We start from the raw sequence: 20,366 nt of genomic DNA, 5'->3' as shown, positions 1-20,366 counted from the left end.
GCACATTTTGTTGAAGTTTCTTTATTATTTTTATTTAGCACAACGAGGTATTTTAGTTATCCAGTATTTTCTCTGCTATAAATCATCAACGTTTTTCCTGATAGACTTTCGCTTTGTCCACACGATGGTCATCCATTTTCAGGACAACTACTTTCACGCCGTCACTTACAAAGCTGTCGCCCTCTTTCGGGATCTGCCCAAGTTCCTCCATGATCCAGCCGCTCAAAGTATTGACATCCACCGCTTTCTCAATATCCAGCAGTTCAAACACTTTATCAATATTTGCCGATCCGCTCATCAGATATTCCCGGTCGGAAATTTTTTCGATTTCTTTAATGACACGGTCATGCTCATCCCAGATATCACCAACCAGCTCTTCAATGATATCCTCGATCGTAACCAGACCTTCCGTTCCGCCAAATTCATCCAGAATGATCGCAATGTGGGTTTTACTGTCCTGAAGCTTTTTCAGCAGGACACCGATCTTCATCGTCGGTGTGATAAACAGCACCGGGCGGATGATATCTTTCAGAGGTCGGTCGGTATGATAAATGAAATTATGGAAATCTTTCTGGTTGACAATGCCGACAATATGGTCGATATCTTCCTCGTAAACCGGAAGTCTTGAAAATCCGGTATCCAGAAACATTTTTGCGATTTCTTCTTTTGTCGCATCCAGCGGAATACTCTCGATATCCACACGCGGCGTATAAATGTCACTTGTCTCAAGATCCATAAAACCGATCGCACTGCGAATCAGTGTACTTTCATCGGCATCGATCCCGCCTTCCTGTTCTGCTTCTTCTACGATCGTCATCAGCTCCTCGTCCGTGATCCCACGGTCATCCGAAGGCTTGTTGAACAGTTTGACAAGCAGCTTTTTCCATTGAGCAAACATCCAGATAAATGGTTTTAAAAGCACCATCAGGGCACGGATAAACGGTGCGGAAAACATGGCAAATTTCTCCGGCGATTCTTTGGCAATGCTTTTCGGTGAGATTTCGCCAAAGATCAACACGACAACCGTGACGGAAGCTGTTGCAACGCTCGCTCCTGTCTGCTCACCCAGAAATTTGACAAAGAGCAGTGTCGCCACAGATGAGAGCAAAATATTGACCAGGTTGTTGCCGATCAGGATCGCCGAGAGCAGCGTATCGTAATTGTCTGCCAGCTGAAGTGCAAGTGCTGCGGATTTGTCACCTTTGTCTGCCATTGTTTTCATACGTGCATGGCTCATCGTGGAAAAGGCTGTCTCGGTCGCTGAAAAATATGCGGACAAAACAAGACAGACCAGAATAATAACCAATGAAGTCGAGTCACTGGACATGATAAATAAAAAACCTCCCTTTCAAAAAAGCATGGCCTGTTGTACCCTGACAACAGACCATGCCCTGTCTTTCTTTGTAATCTGTTTTCTGTTGTTATTATATGAGATAGCCGTCACAGTGTCAATGGGAAGCTTTTCTTAGCGTTCGTTTTTCTTCTTACCATTCACTGCCTGAATACTTCATCTCATAGAATAACTGATGTGCTCCTTTGTGAGCAACGTAGCACACAAAATATCCTTTTTTATATGACATACTTTGCTCTCCTGTTATTACTTTCGTGTTGTTATCGTTTGCACGAACCATGACTGTCGCATGGACACCATCATAAACATCCGGCTTTTCTGCATATCCGGCAGCGATGTCTGCTGTTCCGGTATCGGTAGCTGTCCTGGCATTTGCTATATAATTATCTTTTGCTGCACAACAGGTACTTCTCCAGATTCCGGCAATATGTCCGGCATACTCGCATCCGCCATAAACCGATACTCCATCCATCGTATTTTCAGAGATCACACTGAAATTGTTCTCTCCAATGATGCCGCCTGCGGTGTATGCACTGCCTACACTGGTGTTCATAATCTGACATTGCGTGATGCTGCTTTCATAGCGGAACGCATCCTCACTCTCTTGTGTCTGCTTATCATCTCTTCCGGCAATTCCACCCGCATACAGTCTGCCAATGCTTTGAACATCTGATCTTGTTGTAATGCTGCCGATTTTTCCATTTTCCAGGATTCCTCTCTGAATTTTTCCGGAACTGCTTCCTGCAAAGCCTCCAAGATAAACCGTCTGTGCGGTATCCCGGATATGGTCTGACAGCACACCAACCGCTGCATTGTGCATTTTGCCATCGGAAAGAACAGCTCTTGCATCATTCGCCCCTATGATTCCGCCAACGTATGCCTGTTTTCTTCCTTCTTTTGCAGCTTCCTGATCATTCCATACGATGTCAGTGTCGTGTATTTCACAGTTTGTAATATATCCGTAGTTATGTCCTGCAAAACCGCCAAAATATTCTGCACTGCCTTCAATACGAGATCTGATGATCTCATTAAAACTGTTTGTCGTTCCGACTATGCGGCAATTTTGTATTGCACCATAATTTTTTCTGGCAAAAGCTCCGAAACAAGTATCCTCACCGGACGCTTCTTCTTTGCCGTTTACCGTTCCCAGAATATCTATTCCGTCAATCGTACCGACATTTTCATTGATCAGCGGTGCTGTCGCATGTTCCAGCGTGATCGTATGGTGCTTTTCTTCTCCGTTTTCTGTATAACTGCCCTTGATATAGCAATCGTATTCCAGGCGGTCAAAATATGGTTCTGTCAGATTGCTTATGGTAATATCTTCTTCCAATACAATTGCTCGATGCAGATAATCACCCTTCAGCAGTTTTGCAGCCACTTCCAGCTCTCTCTGTGAAGAAACATGAAGCTGTGTGTATGACCCGGAAAACTCACTGACCCGAATCCATTCTGCTGTCAGGAAGTCCCTGTTAAAATTCAGGCTGGATACTTTTGTATTGTCCTCCAGCGGAAGTGTATAATATCCGGAAGTTATTATACAAAAATACCCACATAACTGCAACTCCCGTTCAACGGCATGTTCTTCTCTGATCATTCCAAAACAAGTTCTGAGTGTACTTCTGGCAAACTGCTGTTCATAACCAAACCTCAACCTCCTTGTGCTTAGAGTATATGAAGTTTTGGCTTTATCCTGTAGTTTTCGAATATCTGTATAAATAGAAAAAGCCCTTTGAGAAAAGGATTTTTCCTCTCTCAAAGGGCAAGTTGTTAAACTGGAATTTATATAATTATCCCTCTAACTTTCCCATTTTACAGGCTTTCCCGCCTGTCCATTAGTAAAATGATATGTAGTTTCCCTTGTTTTTGCCCTTATGAGATAATCACAAGGGAAATAAGGGAAATTTTTTAGTCATTGCCCACCACTTTATCAAGAAGCCGAACCGATTTTCGTTTCGCATCTCTTGTGGAGTGAGCATAGACGTTCATTGTGGTACTGACATCTGAGTGTCCCAACAATTCCTGCACATCTTTTGGGGCAGCTCCATTTGCTAAAAGGTTGCTTGTATAGGTGTGACGTAACTGGTGGAAATGAAAGCCTTCAAATCCCTCTAATGTTTTTGCTACCTTTCTGCATACCGTTCCCAAAGTAGTCGGAAGTTCCAGACAGCCATCAGGTCTTAAGCAGACGAAAGAAATTTCTTTATAATCTGCCGGGACTTCCTCTGTTCTGTCTAAGCAATAATACTCGTAGTACACTCTGTTTTTCTCTTTGACCTCTTTGTAGTAGTTCGTGTGATAAAGTTCTCCATACTGCATTCGATTTTTTAACTGCTCTTTCCGGGCATTACGGAAAATCTCTACCAGCGTATCTCCAAAATCAACAATCCTCACTTTTTTCCGCTTAGTTGGTCCGATGATATATTTGCGCTTTGAGCCATCATATCGGATGCTGCGTCTTATGGTAAGGCATTGTTCTTCCAGATTTACGTCCTGCCATGCCAAACCACAAGCTTCTCCAATACGAAGCCCGGCATAATAGGCTATCTGGATTGGAAGTATTGCGGCTGGGTTCTTTTTTTGAAGATACGCAAGCAGTCTTTCATAATCTTCTCGTGAAATTGGTTGGATATTTCCGTCCATGTCCTCATCCGAAAACAAATCAACTTCGTCCGTCTGATACCGCAGTTTAATATACTGCATGGGATTGAACGTAATATACTGTTTTGGAAATACTGCAAAGCGGAAGGACTGCTGCATGACTGCGGAAAAAGAATGGATGTAATCTTTGCTGTAACCCTTTCTCTCTTTTCCATCGGGATGAACTCCCCCAAAGGAAAGCAAATCAAAGAAGGATTGCAAATGCTCAGAGGTTACATTTTTTAATTTCCGTTCTGCCAATGGGTGTTTCTTAATATTTCGGATTGTTCCGAGGTAATTCTCCACAGTACCATTGCTGAGCGTACCTGTTTTTAATTCCTCCTCTGCCCACACATCCAGAAGTTGTCCGACTGTGAGATTTTCCGCTTTGGCAACAAATTTCTTTTTCTCATAATCATCCATTGCCTGACGGAGCAGCTTTTCAGTTTCACTTTTGCTTTCTGTTCCAACGCATTCTTTCTGAACAAGATTGCCGCTTGCGTCCTCTACATAGAAGCGGTAGTACCATTTCTTTCCTTTTTTTCTTACAGATCCTTTTGCCATAATCGTATATCTCCTTTCGATATTAGACAATCGGAACTGATGAAATGCTTCGTGCGTGTAAGTATATCATAACTCCGGTTGTCTTACTATACCGATTCGGAATCTTCGTATAAGACTTCTGATAAAAGATTTGCAAGCCTTTGTTCTGCTGTTTTTGGTTTCTTGGAATAGAGCCTTACAACGTCTGCCATCTCATTAAGAGCATTGATGGTAGGAGTGATTTCCCTTAAGAACATAATCTCATTATATTCCTCATTCGATTCAAACCCTATTGTTTTGGCAATATCCGTCTGACCTGCATTTCCCTTGAAGTTTTTGCAGGCGAACTGGAAGGAATCCAAAAACAGACCATATTGTTTTAACATCAGCAGTAATAAATCTTTTGAAAAAGCATCTTCTTCTTTGGTAAGGGCAAGCGGTAACTGTTCCAGAATATCTCCCATCGCATCACGAATCTGTAACTCTCTCTTATCCGTAATGTCGGTTTCATATTCATCTGTTTCCCCTTTGAGCCATTCCACAGATACATGGAGTGCTTCCGAAAGACCTTCCAGCACCATTTTTTTCGTATTGTCAATCGAACCATTCTCATAACGCAGGATTGTAGAAGCGGTAACACCCATCTTTTCTGCGACATAAGGCTGTGTCAGATTCAATTCCAGACGGCGCTGTTTTACTCTGCTGCCTATCAGCTTGCGTAGTTCTTTATCTTTCATGCTGACTGCCTCCTTTTTCGGTATGTATGAATTATAGCATTGTTTTTCTGTAATTGCAATATGCAACTTAAAAATTATTTTTAATATTTCGTAACGCTTGACAAAAAGATATGAAAAGGATATACTTACATCACAAGAATTGCATAATGCAATTTATAAGGAGGTGATTATATGACGCAAAGAAAAATTGCATTATCCATCGAAGAAGCTGCTGACTATACGGGAATCGGCAGAAACACCTTAAGACAGCTTGTAGAATGGAAGAAACTTCCAGTATTAAAGGTTGGTCGCAAAGTCCTGATTAAAACCGATATTCTGGAAATGTTTATGGAAGCGAATGAAGGTCGTGATTTGAGGGATAGAGGAAATGTAAAAGCCGTAACAAGAACTGCGGCAAATTAAAAAGGCGGCTTCCAAAGAAACCGCCAAAGGTTCTATCAGACCGAAGCCATGATATACCTACACGCAAGAAGATTATACCATGTGCTTCTTCTGATACGCAACCGAGAACTTATGTTTGTAAAAGAAAGGGGAATGTAATCATGGCAAAATCAACAAAAAGTTATGAAGAACGAATGCTTGAAATGGAAAAGAAGGAACAGGAAAGCCTTGAAAAAGCAAAACGATATGCAGCACAGAAGAAAGAACTTCTGAAACGAAAGAAAGCCGAAGAAAGTAAAAAACGAACCCATAGGCTCTGTCAGGTTGGCGGTGCGGTGGAATCCGTTCTCGGTGCGCCTATCGAGGAAGAGGACATCCCAAAGCTGATTGGTTTTCTGAAAAAGCAGGAAGCCAATGGGAAATTTTTTTCAAAGGCAATGCAGAAAGAAACACATACCGATATGGAGGAAGTGTAATGGCGGGGGGGGGATGAGTTTTTCATTCCCTTCATTGCTTTTTCATGAAGGGCGCACTTATGGACAACCAGAGGTCGTCCCAATAAGTTTGCCACAAGTGGCAACCGGTCTTCGCTCACGCTTGCCGGGCTCGTTCCGTCGGCGGGGCTTTCAGCCAGACCTGCTCATGCCGCAGGAGGCACTCTTCGCCAGAGGGGCGCATTCCATGCAGGCTGCTATGCGCAGGGCACTCTTACGCAGAGGGCGTTCCGGCAATACTGCTTTTTCTAAAACTGAAAGCAATGTTGCCGGAAATCTATGCCGGATGTGCAGAAAGGGGGAATCCAGACATGGCGATTTTTCATTACACAATCAAAATAGTCGGACGAAGTAAAGGGAAATCTGTTATCTCCGCTTCCGCATATCTCAATGGGGATGTGATGAAAAACGAGGAAACCGGGCGAATCAGTTATTACACTTCTAAAAAAGAAGTGGTCTACACCAGTCTGATGATGTGCGAAAACGCACCTCCTGAATGGCAGATAGTACCAGAAGAAAATATAAAACGCTTTCAAAAATCTGTCCGATACAAAAGGTCAGAAGATAAAGAAGCTGCTTTAGAAAAATTTAAAATCACATTTCAGAAACAACGGTTATGGAATGAGGTATTGAAGATTGAAAAAAGTGCAGATGCCCAACTTGGCAGGTCATTTGAATTTGCCCTCCCCAAAGAATGGAGCAGACAGGAACAGATTCAATATACAGCCGACTATATCAAAAAAACATTTGTGGATAAGGGAATGTGTGCTGATTGGAGTATCCACGACAAAGGGGATGGCAATCCTCATGTCCATCTGCTTCTGACAATGCGCCCTTTTAACCCGGATCATTCTTGGGGGAAGAAAGAAGTCAAAGATTGGGATTTTGTCAGAGATAAAAGCGGAAATATCGTGATTGATGAATCCCATCCGAACTGGTGGCAGGATAAGAAAAACCCTGACCGTCATGGAATCCGTATCCCTGTATTAGATGAAAACGGAATCCAGAAGATTGGTGCAAGAAACCGCCTGCAATGGAAACGGGTACTGACCGATGCTACGGGATGGAACAATCCAAAAAACTGTGAACTGTGGCGGAGCGAGTGGGCAAAGGTGTGTAATGAACATCTGCCTTTGCATAATCAGGTCGATCACCGTTCTTACGAAAAGCAGGGAAAACTCCAGATTCCTACCATCCATGAAGGTGCTGACGCAAGAAAGATTGAACAAAAGTTTCTTGCCGGGCAGGAAATAAAAGGTTCGTGGAAAGTAGCGGAAAATCAAATCATAAAACAACAAAACACGTTATTGCAAAAGATACTGGACACCTTTGGGAAAGTATCAGGTGCATTATCATTATGGAAGGAGCGATTAAATGACATTAGAAGAAAGCCGGGAAATTATACCCTTAATGGAGTCCATGATTGGGCAAATCGAAGAACAGCAGACCTTAATGGCAGAAATGCTTCTGGAAATGCAGAACCGGGACACCCAACTCTCTCTTATGCAGGAACAGAATCAGAAATTGCAAAAATTAAACAGCGAGTTATCCGAGCTGCTCAACATTTTGCCAAATACCGAGGAACTACTTTCCAAGATGGAAGAACAGAAAACGAAGATAGAACTTTTGGAAAACGAAAATCAGCAATGGCAGATATTGGCACAGAAGCTGAACAGCGAAAACAGTTTATTACTGAAACAGAACACCGAATTGCTGAACTGGAACAGCAGGTAGAGAAAGGACGTGATATAGATGAACGAATCCAGAGAATTAAAGAACGCCGAACAGTTGGAAGAACTTCTGCTCTTGACCGAGGAGATACAAGAAGAGTTGGAACAGAAAGACCAGCTTATCGTGGAACTGAAGACGCAGCTCAACGAATCTCTGACCTTGAACGAGAAATTAAACAAAGAGAACAGAGCCGGGAATATTCAAGCATTAAAGAACGACTTGAAGCTGGCAGACAGAGCATTGCGGAGCGAGAAAGAGAAGCTGCGAAGCGCAAACGTCACGATAGAGGAATGTCAAGATAAAATACGATGCTTAACACAACAACGGGATTATGCCCGGACACATCAGAAAATCGTAGAGATACCGGTAGAAAAGCCGGTACTCTATAAAAAATGCGAAGCCTGTGACCGGACAGCCTATCAGAATGCAAAAGCAAGATACGAAACACAAAAAGAGCAACTTGCAGGACAATATAAAGCAAAAACGGTAATGTTCCAAACAACCTTGTTCCTTCTTGCATGGTATTCGTTGACAACCACTCTTTTTCAGGCAGTACAGTCAGATATGTTCCTTGTCGATTGTAAATTATTTTTCAACGATTTAACATCATTCATACAGACTTTTATCGGATGGACGATTGATGCTGGGCAATCTGCGGCACAGATCAGCACAAAAATTCCAAATGAGATTATAGCCGGAATCATATATTGGTTATTGCTAATATTGATTGTAGGAATATGTGTGGCAGGGACAGGGATACTGGCGATACTGATAGAAATAAAGGTTATAGAATTATATAAGAAAAACTGTTGGGATGTTATTACCCTACTGATGATACTGACGAGTGCTTCTGTCATTATTTTTTTTGGAGAATCAATCAAAAAAATAATGTCAATAAATCTTCTATTGCTTTTTATACTTTTGCAGGGAGTATATGTTGGACTTAGATGTTATTTGAAAAATCAGTTAGATACCAAGCTATATTGATGAAAATATGATAAAAAACGTATACGAGCAGGGGATAAAACACACATCGTCCCCTGCTATTATACTCTCTCCTTTTCAATTTATATTAGGATATGTCTGTTTCATTGTTTCAGCAATGTAAATAATATTGGAAACTAACATAATGTGCTTTCTGCAACTGTGTTCGTCCCGCTGTTCTTCCCGGTAGAAAAACTGGTCTACGGAAATATCGAACATGGTAACGAGTTTGAAAAATAAATTGAAGCTGGGATGTTGTCCCTTGTTTTCAATATTCATAATCGTGCGGTCTGTCTTGCTGACTAGCTCCGCCACATAGGCCTGTGTCCAGCCTCTTTCTTCTCTAGCTTGTTTGATTGCCAGCCCGAGCCCATGAAAGTCAAACCTGATTTCATCTTGGTTCATTCTCATATCACCCTATATCATTGTACATTTCGGGTTGAATTATGAGAATGTAGTGAAATTTGATGTTAAATAGTATTTTATTTCACTATCAAATAGCCACATGATTGAATATAGCAAACGATTGTGATAAAGTTGATACGAATATGCCATAAAATTATATTCTGCAAATTGATCAATGTTAAAGAAAGGTATTTTATATGAATTACACAATTCTAATAGTTGATGACGATATGGCCATCAATGATATGCTTGTTAAATATCTTCGGAAAAATGGTTATATAACATATTCTGCTTATTCAGGAACAGAAGCCCTTCTTTTTCTTGAAAAGCAAAAAGTTAATCTGATTATTTTGGATTTAATGCTTCCCGGTCTTTCTGGTGAACAAGTTTTAGCAGAAATAAAGAAAACAAAAAATGTACCTGTAATCGGTCTATCTGCAAAAGAAGATTCTAAAAGTAAAATTTTCTTATTGAAAAACGGTGCTGATGATTATGTAACGAAACCCTTCGATATAGAAGAACTACTTGCAAGGATTGAAACGATTTTACGACGGATTTATGAAAATCAATATACATCAAATTCCTTGTTATGTTGTGGCGATTTAAATTTAGATACAATAGGAATGGAGGCCACTCTAAAAAATCAAAAATTGCCCCTTACAAAAAATGAGTTTGCTATATTGAAAATGCTTATGGGACATCCGCAACAAGTATTTACGAAAGATATGATTTATGAGCAATTATGGAATGAAGCTTTAGAGGGAACTGAAAATGCTATCAATGTTCATATCAGCAACTTACGCAAAAAAATTGCTGCAATAGATAATAGTAAATCGTATATTAAAACGGTTTGGGGAATTGGGTTTAAGATGGACATATAATCTTTATGAAATCCTTAGATTTAGAAAATAATTTACTTAAACTTATCCCTTACACTAAAATCACAAGGAGGGATATATCATGGAATATATACTAAGAACGAACACAGTATCTAAAAAATACACAAATTATTATGCTGTTGATAAAGTATCCATTTCTATTCAAAAAGGCGAAATATATGGCTTGATTGGAGAAAATGGTGCTGGTAAGTCTACTTTAATGAAAATGATTGCAGGTTTGGTCGAACCATCAGAAGGTTCTATTGAACTATTTGGAAATTTTGTTCCTCAAACCGAGCGTTATCGTATGGGTTGCGTAATTGAATCTCCGGCACTTTATACAGAATTAACCGCAAAACAAAATTTGGAAGTATTTAGAAAAGCATATGGACTGTCAAGCAAAGAATCTGTACAACAAATTTTAAAGCAGGTGGGTTTGTCACAATATGAAAATAAAATTGTCAAAAAATTTTCGTTAGGTATGAAACAGCGTTTAGCCATTGGCGTTGCCTTGCTGGGAAATCCTGATTTTCTGATTCTTGATGAACCTATCAATGGCTTAGATCCGACTGGAATACAAGATATGAGGAATTTCTTATTAAAACTAAATAGGGAAGAACATATTACCATTATGATTTCCAGTCATATCTTGGGGGAATTGTCAAAAATTGCAACGAAATACGGCATTATTAAAAATGGCAAGCTGATTGAAGAAATTACTGCAAAAGAATTAAATGAAAAATGTCAATGTTGTTTAAAAATTAAGGCATCAGATACTGCACAGGCCGCTATTTTAATAGAGAAAAATCTCCATACTAAAAACTACGAAATTCTTTCCGATAATAATATTCGGATTTTTGAATATGTAGACAATCCCGGAATTGTAAACTCCTTACTGGTTAATCATGGAATTTCTGTTGATGAATGTACTGTAACAAAGGAGTCACTGGAAGATTACTTTAATGAAAAAATGAGAGGAGGCATAGTCAATGCTTAATTTAATTAGAGCTGATTTTTATAAAACAATACATGGAAAAGTCTTGAAAGTATGTTTTCTTATGATGACAGGATGGATATTCTTATGTGCTTATGCACAAAAAGCAACAATTGGCATGAGGGAATATTTGGTAGGTACGAAAGTTTCTGCAAATTACTGGGATTCTTTTTTTAATTATTACCCGGTTGTATTCCCTTTGATTATTTTTTGCAGCTACTATTTCTCAAATGATTTTCGTCAAGGGACTGTAAAACATTATATAGAAAAAGGTCTGTCACGATGGAGTTACTTCTTCTCAAAATTGGTAATTGGCTGGATTGTATCATCCTTTTTTTTGGTGTCTGCCTTTTTAATTGGTTTGTTATGTAATAAAATTTTTTTTGGAATAAGCGGTTTTACTTTTACAAACATTAGCAATATAGTGTCCTACATATTCTGTGAGGCATTATATCATATGGCTGTATCAACGCTCGCAATTTCACTTGTTTTTCTCATAAGAAACAGTTCAGTTAGCATGGCAGTTAATGCTTTGCTTATATTTTTTGGTTATCTGGTTCTTCATGGATTGGAAAGTATTTTGGGCTTAGGATATAACATCACAATTTTTTGGGCAATTAGTAATATCAATAAAACAAGAATAGATATGGCAGTTCAATGGCTTCCAACCGCAATTATCATTTTCTTCGCCTATATGATTATATTTGGTGGAGTTATAGGAACAATTTTCAAGAAAAGAGATATTACATAATGCAGGGAGGGATAATGTTATGAGTGTGGTACTTCAAATATATGCTATCATTGTGACACTATCTCTTATTATTGTTTTATCATTTTACTTGTTTCATCGTAGGGAGGTAACCCGGTTAAGCCAGAAATTGCAAACACTTTTACATTCATTTACCCATGCGGAATTGACATTAGATTTTCCTTCTTCCGATATAACCGATCTTGTAAATGCTTTAAATGAATTGCTTCGAGTTTACCACAAACAAGTATATTCATTACAAAAAAAGGATGAGGCAATCAAAGAAACAATTACAAATTTAGCCCATGATCTTAGAACACCTGTGACTGCTATTCAAGGCTATACACAAATGCTTCTACAATCACCTGAGTTGTCCGAGGAAGATTTAGATGCAGCAGTTATTATAAACGAAAGATTGAATGTTTTAAATCAGTTACTAAATCAGTTGTTTGAATTTGCACGAATAGAGGCTGATGAAATGGATTTTTCTTATACTACATTTGATTTAAATGCTGTTTTACGCTCTGTTGCAGTTTCCTTTTTTAAATCTTTTGAGGAACGCAAAATCATTCCAGTATTAAGTATTGCAGAGATTTCTTTTCCATTTTATGGAGATGAAAAAGCAGTAACCAGAATTTTTGAAAATATCATTTCTAATGCCTTGTCACATGGGAAAAGTGATTATCATTTTTCATCTTATGATGATAATGAAAATTACCATTTTTCTTTTCAGAATTTTACAGACAGCATAAATGAATCTGATATAGACAAAATATTTAATCGTTTTTATACAACAGATTTATCCCGTTCCCGCAAAACAACCGGTTTGGGTCTCACAATAGCAAAGAATTTAACAGTAAAAATGGGCGGTTCTATCAGTGCTTCTCTAAATAATAATGTTTTTGAAATTGTAGTGTGCTTTCCTAAACAAAAAGGATAAAAAACTTGATGGCGGTTTCAAATCCGCCATTTTTCGTGCAAATAATATTCTAAAACAAACATGGTGGCGTAGGAGGATACTCGTTCAAAGGAATAATATCAATAAATGAATTATGAATGGTCCTACTAAGAAGAAAAGCGGCAGAGATTTCTCCCCTGCCACTTTGATTATGTAAAAAATATCTGTGTTAACGAGTCTCTTGCCTTGTTTGCATCTCGTTCATTTTTCCAATCAAAAATCAGATATAAACTTTTGTTTAAATTGCCTATAATTCAAGTGAATCTTCTGCATCCACCCACATCTGTAAATTACCATTAAGATATAATCTCGCATATTCCAAAGGTTCATCCACAGCCAATGAAGTAAGCGCACATTCTGATCCATATGTGGTTTTTAAATCTTTTTCAGCTTCCCAGCAATCAATGCGAAGCATATATCCAGCACTTGTGTAAACATCAATACTATCGTGGTTTATGTTGTATTCTGCATAAATTGTTCTCATCGTATCTTATCTCCATTTTCTTTTAATCATCAGTTACAGAGTTAAATATCGAAAACATTTCAATCAGTTCACCATGTCATTATTGTTATATGTTATACTGTGTTATGAAATTTTCTTTCCCTTAATTTTTCCCATATTAAGGTTCATGAAAGCCAATGGGAGAATATAACGCAAGGGAAAGAGTAAGGGAAAGTTCACTTGCTACAAACTTAGTATTTTCAAGGGTTTATGAGGAATTTGATAATCAAATATAACAGTTATTAAATATCCTAAAATAAGTGAAATATCAACTGGAAATTATCTATTTCTCCTCTTCGTTAAGACCTAGTTCATTACATATTACTTGCTATCCCTGATACCTTATTCTTTCTACCAGCGTTTCCTTTTTCAGATTACTGCTTAAAACGCAGGAAAGTACAATCTGCAACAGACCGACCAAAAAAATCATAATAAAAATTGGTACGATTGGAACATGATAGATATTCATTCCAAATATTCCATTATGTTTTGCATAGGAAAAAAGTGCATAGCCGAGCGGCAGACCAATGATCAAAGCTACGCATATGGTACCAACCGTAAAAATCAGTCCCTGTAACTGCAGGCACAAATTTAATTGTTTATTTGTCATACCCACAGCCTGTAATACACCATATTCCTGCTTTTTTGTCGTAATATTCATGATCATGGTGTTTGCCATATTCATAAAACCGATGAGTCCTACAATAGCCATAAACAGATAACAGCCAAGCTTCATCATGCTGCTTGCAAATTCGGCAGATTGTAACTGCGCATGATAAGTATCCATTTTTATATGCGAAGTATTAGAAATCAAAGTATTCAGACTTTGTTCTACAGATGCCACATCTTTTTTATCACAGTCCACCCACAGATAGCCATAGGCTGTTCCTCTCGGATTCATGGAACGATATACACCTTCCGGAATGACAAGATAAGTGTCCGCACTTACAAAAGATCCTGCAATCTTTCCCTGATAGGTATAGGTTCCACTTCCATTCTCAAAGTCAAATGCAATGGATTCACCCGGAGCATATCCATCTTGTTCCATCCACGTTGACCAGCCAAAGAAAATATCACCATTCTTTACCGCCTGATCATAGTCCATAGAGCCAATATCCCCGTCCTGGCGCATAAAATCAAAATCATTTTTACTCACAATATCAGCCGGAAATCTTGTTCCGTTCAGATTCACAGAGACAATCTCTCTCGTCATGACATCTGTTACTCCCGGAATGCTTTTGATTTCTTCAATCAGCGAATCATTCAATGGATCATCCGTCAGAATCGTATCCAGATTATTCTCCGGATATCTTTCATCATACTCAGCAGAATAGTCAAGCTGCAGTTCAAATTGTCCATGATTAACGGAAAGACGTGCTTCATGCTCCGTGTCAATATTTCCCACATAATTAGAGATAATCACAAACAATACGCAAGAAAAACCCATTGTGAGGATAGTCCCAATAGTTCTTTTGGGATTACCCGTTACATTTGCCATTGCCATAGAAAACACGGTGACATTTTTTCTGCCATTTCGTTTTCCTTTTTTTTGTGTTTCTGCATTTTCTAAATACCGTGTTGCTTCGATAGGTGAAATCCGTGAAACAATTTTCATTGGTTTGCGCAGTGCCAAAGCAACGGTAAGAAATGATACGAAAATACATAGAAGTATAACAGGCAGGGAAAACAGTGGTACCTGCTGATTTTGGACTCCCATAGAGCCCGTTCCGGTTGATACAAGGTTTCCCTGTTCTACCAGCCAGTTAAAACCGCATTTTGCAATCAGAAAACCAAGAAGCAATCCAACCGGTATTGAAAAAATTGTCAAAAACATACCCTCTCTGAAGATCAGTTGTTTCATCTGCTTTTTTGTCGCTCCCAGAGCCTTGATTTTTCCGTACTCCTGTATCTTGTTGGCAATACCGACCTGAAAAATATTATAAATGACCACAACAGAGAAAAGTACAATTGCAAGAATCAAAACCCCGCATACCGCAATCGTTTCATAACTCGGCTGCAAGACCCATTGCAAATAAAGATCATTGACTATAACATTTTTTTCTTCGATTCCACAAGCTGCTGCAATCTGCTTTATAACCGGTTCAATATTATTCATAGATACATTTGCAGAATCATTTAAAGTAAAATAAATATTATACTGTCTGTCATTCTCTGCGACGTGCTCATCATAAAACTCCTGTGACCCGAAAGCAACATAAGATGCCTCGATGGTATACTCATCCCGGTCATATAGGATTCCGCTGACAACAAACTCTTCCGGCTTATATTCTGACCGCATCCCTGCACGGTAATCCAGTGTAACCGTATCTCCGACCTTTACATCATCATATCCCATTGCACGAAAAAAAGCTCTTCCGGCGGCAATTTCCTGCATTTTTTCCGGATACTTTCCTTCCTTTAACTCATATTCCTTATTATAGGGAAGCATTTTTCTTGCAGTCTCATCCATGCAGACAAACCCGCCGTTTTCATTGCCTTTTATGATACCTTCGGTGCACATAGTGCCTGTAGCATCTATTTCCGCACGGCGGTTTACTTCTTTTAACTGCGAGGCATCTGCTGCGACAAACAAACCATAATTGCTTCCATATGAGCCTGCCGCCTGACTTTTCTGTAAACGGATCATTCCATTTCCCACAGTACTGATAATCACAAGCAGCATCGTAGTCAGACATATGGACATCATAACCAGTATACTTCTTGTCTTGTTCTTTTTGTCATTGCTATATGCAATCCTGCTTATTGTCTTCATCTAAAATCCACCACCTGTCCATCCTCAATTACCAGAATACGATCAGCGACCTGTGCAATTTCGTCATCATGGGTAATCATTACAATTGTCTGTCCATATTTTTTTGCTGTCATCTTAAGCAGGGCGATTACCTCATCACTGGTCTTAGAATCAAGATTTCCTGTCGGTAGGTTCAATTTAGTAGTATGAAAATCTCTGTTATTTTTTACGTATTTTACGTATATTTTTATTGACATTACGTAAAATACGTGTTATTATATACTTGTAAGGAGGAAACAATACAAATGAGATTTCGAGAAATTGAAAAAATAGTCCTCAATGACGGATGGGAGTTGGTAGATGTGAGAGGTTCACATCACCAATACAAACACCCAACCAAAACGGGAAAAGTTACAATCCCAAATCATCGAGGCGACATTCCTCAAAGGGTTGTCAACTCCATACTCAAACAGGCGGGTCTCAAATGAGACCTGCCACCCATTAAAGAAAGGAGCGTTATCATGAATTATATTTATCCTGCTGTTTTTTATCCGGAGGACGACGGGAAATATTCAGTTATTTTCCCCGACCTCAATGATTTAGCAACTTACGGAGATAACCTTGCGGACGCTTTCGCAATGGCTCAAGAGGCTTGCGGTCAGTATTTATTCACATCCTTGCGTGATGGTGATGTTCTTCCCGCTCCGACCCCTCTTGATGCAGTCGAAAAGGACGAGGATGCAGCACTTGTCAATTTGATTTGTGTCAACCTCGACGAATACGCCCGTGCGTACAATGACAAGGCAGTCAAGAAAACTTTGAGTATTCCTGCATGGCTCAATACTGCATGTGAAAATTACGGTATCAACTATTCAAAAGTTTTGCAGGATGCGTTGATTGCCAAAATTCAAGCACGTTCATAAATCCATTATAGCACAAGGACGACACCCGTTTCCGGATGCCGTCCTCTTTTTTTGTCTGTATGCTCTTATAACTGCTCGAATTGTACATGCTCCGATTCTCCGGAGAGGTAAAGGTCGCCGATTGTTCTGACCATCTTCTTTCCGTCCACAACATGAATCTCTTTCACGTAATATGACTGTCCTCTGATAGCACGACCGCAGATGTTCTCATTGCCCCACGCTGCGGAACGTCTGATATTGAGTGAGCCGTCGCAAATGACCGTCACTTTCATTTTTCCCTGCGGGATGATGACTTTGTCCTCCGGCTCGTCCTCTGCCTCCTGTGGCTCTGTATTTGCCCCATTCTCGCCCGTTTCCGGTTCATACGGAGGATTTGTCGTCTCTGCATCGTTTGATGCTGTTCCCCCGTCCTCTGCGTCCTCCTGCTGCCCTGCTGCATCCTCGTCACTCTCAAATGTTGTCATTTTCTCAACGGTTTCTGCATCGACTGTTCCGACCTTGTTTCCGTCTGCATCGTATGTGTTGACGCTGCCGTCCGGATTTGTCTGCAATGCTCCCTCCGGAACATTGTCCGTGAGTGAGCCGATGAGGTTTCCGTTTTCATCCCACACAACAAAACTCTCGTCCTTTGCTGCTGCTTTCATTGCTCCCTCAATGGTCTTGTACTCTTTGCAGTCCTCTTTCTTGAACTCTGTTCCTTTGCCTAAATAGTATAACATGATTTTCCCTCCTATTTGCTCAAATACTTGCTTGACGCATATCCGACGATGTTCTTGTAAACCACATACAACCATTTCACACCGTTGCAATCGTTATAATATCCATAGCACTGGACTTTCTCACCGTTTTTCATCACCGCAAGGATTGACTTTCCTGTTCCTGCTCCCGCACGGAGATTCAATCCGGATGCAGTCACCTTGTAAGTTCCTGCAAGGCTCTTGTTGAACCCGTGTGCAACGTCGACCTTTGCATTGCTCTTGACTGTTGTTGTGTTGGATGCACCTGTTCCGGATGACTTTGCCCCGTCCGTGAGGTTCGTTGCAACGTGAGCATTGTCATTGAGGAGGATGTCTCCCTCAAGCAAATACGCATCCGATGTCAGATATTTGCTGTCTGTCAACACCTCGAATCCTGCTGCCTTGAGACCCGCTCTCATGTTTCCGGTATAGAGATAAATGCTCACATTCTTCATTTTCTCATTTCCCAGTCTGTAACCTGCACCCTTTACGATTGCAGCGACACCGGATGAACAATCTGCCTCACACGCAATCGTGATTTGTGCAGGGTCGTAATTCGATGCCTTGAGATGCTCCCAAAATGTGTATCTCTCTGACTGGTCATATCCGATTTTATTGTTGACTGCTGCTGCCTTTGCCATGCTCGCAATCATTTTTCTGACCTTTGCATCCGGATGACGGAGGACACATTTCCACGGTCTGTTATACCAATTTATAACCCTCCACTCTGTACCTGTCTGGTCTCCTGCCTTTCCTCCGCTGTATCTGTTATTTTCATCATGTCCGCAATTTGAAATCATTTGTTTTCCTCCTTGTCAAATTCTTCTGTGTTTCTGTCCGTCACGTCTCCCATAAGTTCCGGACAATGTTCCTCAAGTTCTGTGTACACAATCAACCCGCAAATCAGTAACGGAATACCGACCCATAAAATCGCACATCCCAATGAAAGAATAAACCATACTACCACCGACATTCTTTCCGCAAATTCGTCATCCGGATAATAATATTCGTCATAGTAAAGCTCCTGTTCCTTTTTGCTTGCTCTGTCGACCCAAATGTAAAACGCTGTCATCGCTAAAAATACGACGACCGCACCCACAACGTACACAATCCCGATTGTCCTTGCGTTCTGCATGAAAAAGTCTACGATTTTACTCATTGACCTCACCTGCCTCACCGCTCACAAGCGTCTGCATCGCTTTGTTGCTCTCAAGCATCTTTTTCATTCTCTCAAGTGCCTCGTCGACCATCATCGAAAAAGCCTCAAAAGAAATCACTCTCGCAAGCCACGCAAACCTTGCGACAAACATGTCATATACATAACGCAGCTTGATTTGACCTGTACCGCCTCCCAGTTCTTTTTCTGCCTTTGTGACTGCATAGAGCAGCCATTCTCTCACTTTGTTCAACTGCTTGTCTGACGGCATTTTCACGAAAACATATACTGCATATCCTCCCGCTGCACATACCGCAATCAGACCCACAATCACAAACCAATTCTCGACGATGTATTTCATCCTTGTACCTCCTCGTCATCCTGTTCCGGTTCGTCATTGTGTTGTATTTCTCCGTTTGACTTTGTTCCCTTGACCGTTTTCACGGACTTAATGAGTGCCATTGCACCGCCCTCAACTGAAAGAAATCTGAATACATTCTCAATCAGTGTCGACGGCTCTGAACCCATCCGCAAAAACACAAATATCATCACGACTGTAAAGATAAATGCTGCAAGAATCAAAGTGAATACAACACGTTTCATGAACAGACCGGACACCTTTTTGTCATGTCTCTCTTTTCGCTCTCTTATCCGATACATTCTTTTCAGATGCCGGATTCTGATGCGACGTTCCTGTTCTGTCATTCTCATGTATTGCCTCTTTTCTGTGAGGTTGATTCTTGCCCGTTTCCTGCCCTCCTGTTATCGGTCGGAATGCTGTTCTCCGTCCAGTCTCTTGTGATAACTCTTGAGTGACTGTTCCACAATGACAACACGCTCTCTCAATGTTTTCATCTCCTCACGGTTCTCTCTCGATTCCCGTTTGATGTCTTTGAGGTCGTCTGCGATGTTCTCAAGTTTCACCATCACCATCGTGTCGGTTGTTGCTCTCTGTTCCGCATCTTCCTGTGTGTCCTTTTTCTCATTTCTCTGCTTTGAGCAGATACCGAAAAAAATCGCAAACGCAACAGATACTCCGGAGAGCAACAGGGAAATCTCAATCGTCAACGGCGTTCTCCTTTCCGAACTCTGTCGCCTCGATGTCATCGGTGTCGCAGTATCTCCTCATGTGGTATTCAAGAACATCCATCTCCCTGTCTGTCTCCTCTACCTCCTGCCGGAGTTCTGCCTTGACCGTCTCCTCGATTTTCGACTGTTCAATGATTGTTTGCTGCTTTTTCACGATTGCGGATAGGTTCTCCGTCACATCGCACAATCGTGATATTATTTCAAGCGGACTCATTCTGTATCACCGCCGGAGAATTTTTCTCCTGTGATATATTCATATTCATCCGCTGAAATACTGCCCTTTGCGACACGCTCGGAAATCTGTTCCTTTGTGAGAGTGCCTTTTTTGTACATTCTTTTGAGACTTTCAACAAGCATTTTCAT

General features: G+C 40.3%; 25 protein-coding genes and 1 pseudogene. 10 read left to right on the top strand and 16 right to left on the bottom strand.

Annotated elements, in window-relative coordinates; translation table 11 throughout:
* Positions 1-85 precede the first annotated feature (85 nt).
* From GPK60_RS10565 to GPK60_RS10550, 4 genes are all read right to left on the bottom strand, one after another.
* Complete coding sequence (locus tag GPK60_RS10565; RefSeq protein WP_215659913.1) at positions 86-1,327, bottom strand: hemolysin family protein; 1,242 nt, start codon at positions 1,325-1,327, stop codon at positions 86-88.
* Between the two features lie 157 nt (positions 1,328-1,484).
* A complete protein-coding gene (locus tag GPK60_RS10560) occupies positions 1,485-3,005 on the bottom strand; it encodes a hypothetical protein (RefSeq protein ID WP_215659911.1) in 1,521 nt (506 codons plus the stop codon).
* Between the two features lie 254 nt (positions 3,006-3,259).
* Positions 3,260-4,555, bottom strand: coding sequence for a tyrosine-type recombinase/integrase (locus GPK60_RS10555; protein ID WP_008400148.1), 1,296 nt, complete (start codon positions 4,553-4,555; stop codon positions 3,260-3,262).
* Between the two features lie 86 nt (positions 4,556-4,641).
* Complete coding sequence (locus GPK60_RS10550; protein ID WP_015530715.1) at positions 4,642-5,271, bottom strand: helix-turn-helix transcriptional regulator; 630 nt, start codon at positions 5,269-5,271, stop codon at positions 4,642-4,644.
* A gap of 171 nt (positions 5,272-5,442) precedes the next feature.
* Here GPK60_RS10550 and GPK60_RS10545 point away from each other — a divergent pair, with 171 nt between their 5' ends.
* The 4 genes from GPK60_RS10545 to GPK60_RS10530 all read left to right on the top strand — a co-directional run bounded on the left by GPK60_RS10545 (position 5,443) and on the right by GPK60_RS10530 (position 8,864).
* On the top strand, positions 5,443-5,673 hold the full coding sequence (locus tag GPK60_RS10545) for a helix-turn-helix domain-containing protein (protein WP_004843519.1): 231 nt from the start codon (positions 5,443-5,445) through the stop codon (positions 5,671-5,673).
* Between the two features lie 140 nt (positions 5,674-5,813).
* Positions 5,814-6,128, top strand: a complete 315-nt coding sequence (locus GPK60_RS10540; protein ID WP_005608351.1) for a hypothetical protein — start codon at positions 5,814-5,816, stop codon at positions 6,126-6,128.
* Positions 6,129-6,457: 329 nt separating this feature from the next.
* Entirely contained in the window at positions 6,458-8,179 is a 1,722-nt protein-coding gene (locus tag GPK60_RS10535) for a MobA/MobL family protein (protein ID WP_040893156.1), read from the top strand.
* On the top strand, positions 8,118-8,864 hold the full coding sequence (locus GPK60_RS10530) for a DUF6040 family protein (RefSeq protein WP_215660000.1): 747 nt from the start codon (positions 8,118-8,120) through the stop codon (positions 8,862-8,864). Before GPK60_RS10535 ends, GPK60_RS10530 begins: the two co-directional genes overlap by 62 nt.
* 75 nt (positions 8,865-8,939) lie before the next feature.
* Here the strand turns inward: GPK60_RS10530 and GPK60_RS10525 are convergent, their stop codons facing one another.
* Entirely contained in the window at positions 8,940-9,272 is a 333-nt protein-coding gene (locus GPK60_RS10525; RefSeq protein WP_242999547.1) for a helix-turn-helix transcriptional regulator, read from the bottom strand.
* 191 nt (positions 9,273-9,463) lie between these two features.
* Between GPK60_RS10525 and GPK60_RS10520 the strand changes: the two genes are divergently transcribed.
* The 4 genes from GPK60_RS10520 to GPK60_RS10505 all read left to right on the top strand — a co-directional run bounded on the left by GPK60_RS10520 (position 9,464) and on the right by GPK60_RS10505 (position 12,826).
* Positions 9,464-10,147, top strand: a complete 684-nt coding sequence (locus GPK60_RS10520) for a response regulator transcription factor (RefSeq protein WP_118178322.1) — start codon at positions 9,464-9,466, stop codon at positions 10,145-10,147.
* Between the two features lie 79 nt (positions 10,148-10,226).
* Positions 10,227-11,141 carry an ATP-binding cassette domain-containing protein gene (locus tag GPK60_RS10515; protein ID WP_118178323.1) on the top strand — a complete coding sequence of 305 codons (915 nt, stop codon included), beginning with the start codon at positions 10,227-10,229 and terminating at the stop codon, positions 11,139-11,141.
* Positions 11,134-11,889, top strand: a complete 756-nt coding sequence (locus GPK60_RS10510; protein WP_118178324.1) for an ABC transporter permease — start codon at positions 11,134-11,136, stop codon at positions 11,887-11,889. The genes GPK60_RS10515 and GPK60_RS10510 overlap by 8 nt, the downstream gene beginning before the upstream one ends.
* Before the next feature lie 19 nt (positions 11,890-11,908).
* Entirely contained in the window at positions 11,909-12,826 is a 918-nt protein-coding gene (locus GPK60_RS10505) for a HAMP domain-containing sensor histidine kinase (RefSeq protein ID WP_118280432.1), read from the top strand.
* 265 nt (positions 12,827-13,091) lie between these two features.
* On the opposite strand, the gene GPK60_RS10500 is transcribed toward GPK60_RS10505, so the two are convergent.
* The 3 genes and pseudogenes from GPK60_RS10500 to GPK60_RS10490 form a co-directional block, all read right to left on the bottom strand.
* On the bottom strand, positions 13,092-13,328 hold the full coding sequence (locus tag GPK60_RS10500; protein WP_118280433.1) for a DUF6061 family protein: 237 nt from the start codon (positions 13,326-13,328) through the stop codon (positions 13,092-13,094).
* A gap of 346 nt (positions 13,329-13,674) precedes the next feature.
* A complete protein-coding gene (locus GPK60_RS10495) occupies positions 13,675-16,119 on the bottom strand; it encodes an ABC transporter permease (protein ID WP_215659908.1) in 2,445 nt (814 codons plus the stop codon).
* Positions 16,116-16,286, bottom strand: a pseudogene (locus GPK60_RS10490) (ABC transporter ATP-binding protein); the annotation flags it as partial. The pseudogene GPK60_RS10490 and the gene GPK60_RS10495, both read right to left, overlap by 4 nt.
* Before the next feature lie 117 nt (positions 16,287-16,403).
* On the opposite strand from GPK60_RS10490, the gene GPK60_RS10485 reads away from it, so the two are divergent.
* Both GPK60_RS10485 and GPK60_RS10480 read left to right on the top strand, forming a co-directional pair.
* Complete coding sequence (locus tag GPK60_RS10485) at positions 16,404-16,586, top strand: type II toxin-antitoxin system HicA family toxin (protein WP_055055841.1); 183 nt, start codon at positions 16,404-16,406, stop codon at positions 16,584-16,586.
* Between the two features lie 33 nt (positions 16,587-16,619).
* Positions 16,620-17,021 (top strand): type II toxin-antitoxin system HicB family antitoxin, encoded by a 402-nt coding sequence (locus GPK60_RS10480; RefSeq protein ID WP_055055840.1) that lies wholly within the window; start codon positions 16,620-16,622, stop codon positions 17,019-17,021.
* A gap of 65 nt (positions 17,022-17,086) precedes the next feature.
* Here the strand turns inward: GPK60_RS10480 and GPK60_RS10475 are convergent, their stop codons facing one another.
* The 8 genes from GPK60_RS10475 to GPK60_RS10440 are packed head-to-tail and all read right to left on the bottom strand — an operon-like array spanning position 17,087 to position 20,366.
* Positions 17,087-17,740 carry a hypothetical protein gene (locus tag GPK60_RS10475; protein ID WP_215659904.1) on the bottom strand — a complete coding sequence of 218 codons (654 nt, stop codon included), beginning with the start codon at positions 17,738-17,740 and terminating at the stop codon, positions 17,087-17,089.
* 11 nt (positions 17,741-17,751) lie between these two features.
* Positions 17,752-18,558 (bottom strand): SH3 domain-containing protein, encoded by an 807-nt coding sequence (locus GPK60_RS10470; protein WP_215659901.1) that lies wholly within the window; start codon positions 18,556-18,558, stop codon positions 17,752-17,754.
* Complete coding sequence (locus GPK60_RS10465) at positions 18,555-18,917, bottom strand: hypothetical protein (RefSeq protein ID WP_215659900.1); 363 nt, start codon at positions 18,915-18,917, stop codon at positions 18,555-18,557. Before GPK60_RS10465 ends, GPK60_RS10470 begins: the two co-directional genes overlap by 4 nt.
* Positions 18,910-19,275, bottom strand: coding sequence for a hypothetical protein (locus tag GPK60_RS10460; RefSeq protein ID WP_055296889.1), 366 nt, complete (start codon positions 19,273-19,275; stop codon positions 18,910-18,912). The genes GPK60_RS10465 and GPK60_RS10460 overlap by 8 nt, the downstream gene beginning before the upstream one ends.
* On the bottom strand, positions 19,272-19,625 hold the full coding sequence (locus GPK60_RS10455; protein ID WP_226972216.1) for a hypothetical protein: 354 nt from the start codon (positions 19,623-19,625) through the stop codon (positions 19,272-19,274). Before GPK60_RS10455 ends, GPK60_RS10460 begins: the two co-directional genes overlap by 4 nt.
* A gap of 51 nt (positions 19,626-19,676) precedes the next feature.
* On the bottom strand, positions 19,677-19,982 hold the full coding sequence (locus GPK60_RS10450; RefSeq protein WP_071144195.1) for a hypothetical protein: 306 nt from the start codon (positions 19,980-19,982) through the stop codon (positions 19,677-19,679).
* On the bottom strand, positions 19,972-20,217 hold the full coding sequence (locus GPK60_RS10445; protein ID WP_173717169.1) for a hypothetical protein: 246 nt from the start codon (positions 20,215-20,217) through the stop codon (positions 19,972-19,974). The genes GPK60_RS10450 and GPK60_RS10445 overlap by 11 nt, the downstream gene beginning before the upstream one ends.
* On the bottom strand, positions 20,214-20,366 hold the full coding sequence (locus tag GPK60_RS10440; protein ID WP_082426029.1) for an XkdX family protein: 153 nt from the start codon (positions 20,364-20,366) through the stop codon (positions 20,214-20,216). Before GPK60_RS10440 ends, GPK60_RS10445 begins: the two co-directional genes overlap by 4 nt.

The organism is Ruminococcus sp. MCC718, assembly GCF_018783905.1.
GTDB classification, from domain to species: domain Bacteria; phylum Bacillota; class Clostridia; order Lachnospirales; family Lachnospiraceae; genus Hominisplanchenecus; species Hominisplanchenecus faecis.
The sequence above is the reverse complement of the archived record's forward strand: the minus strand, read 5'-3'. Positions and strand labels throughout refer to the sequence as shown.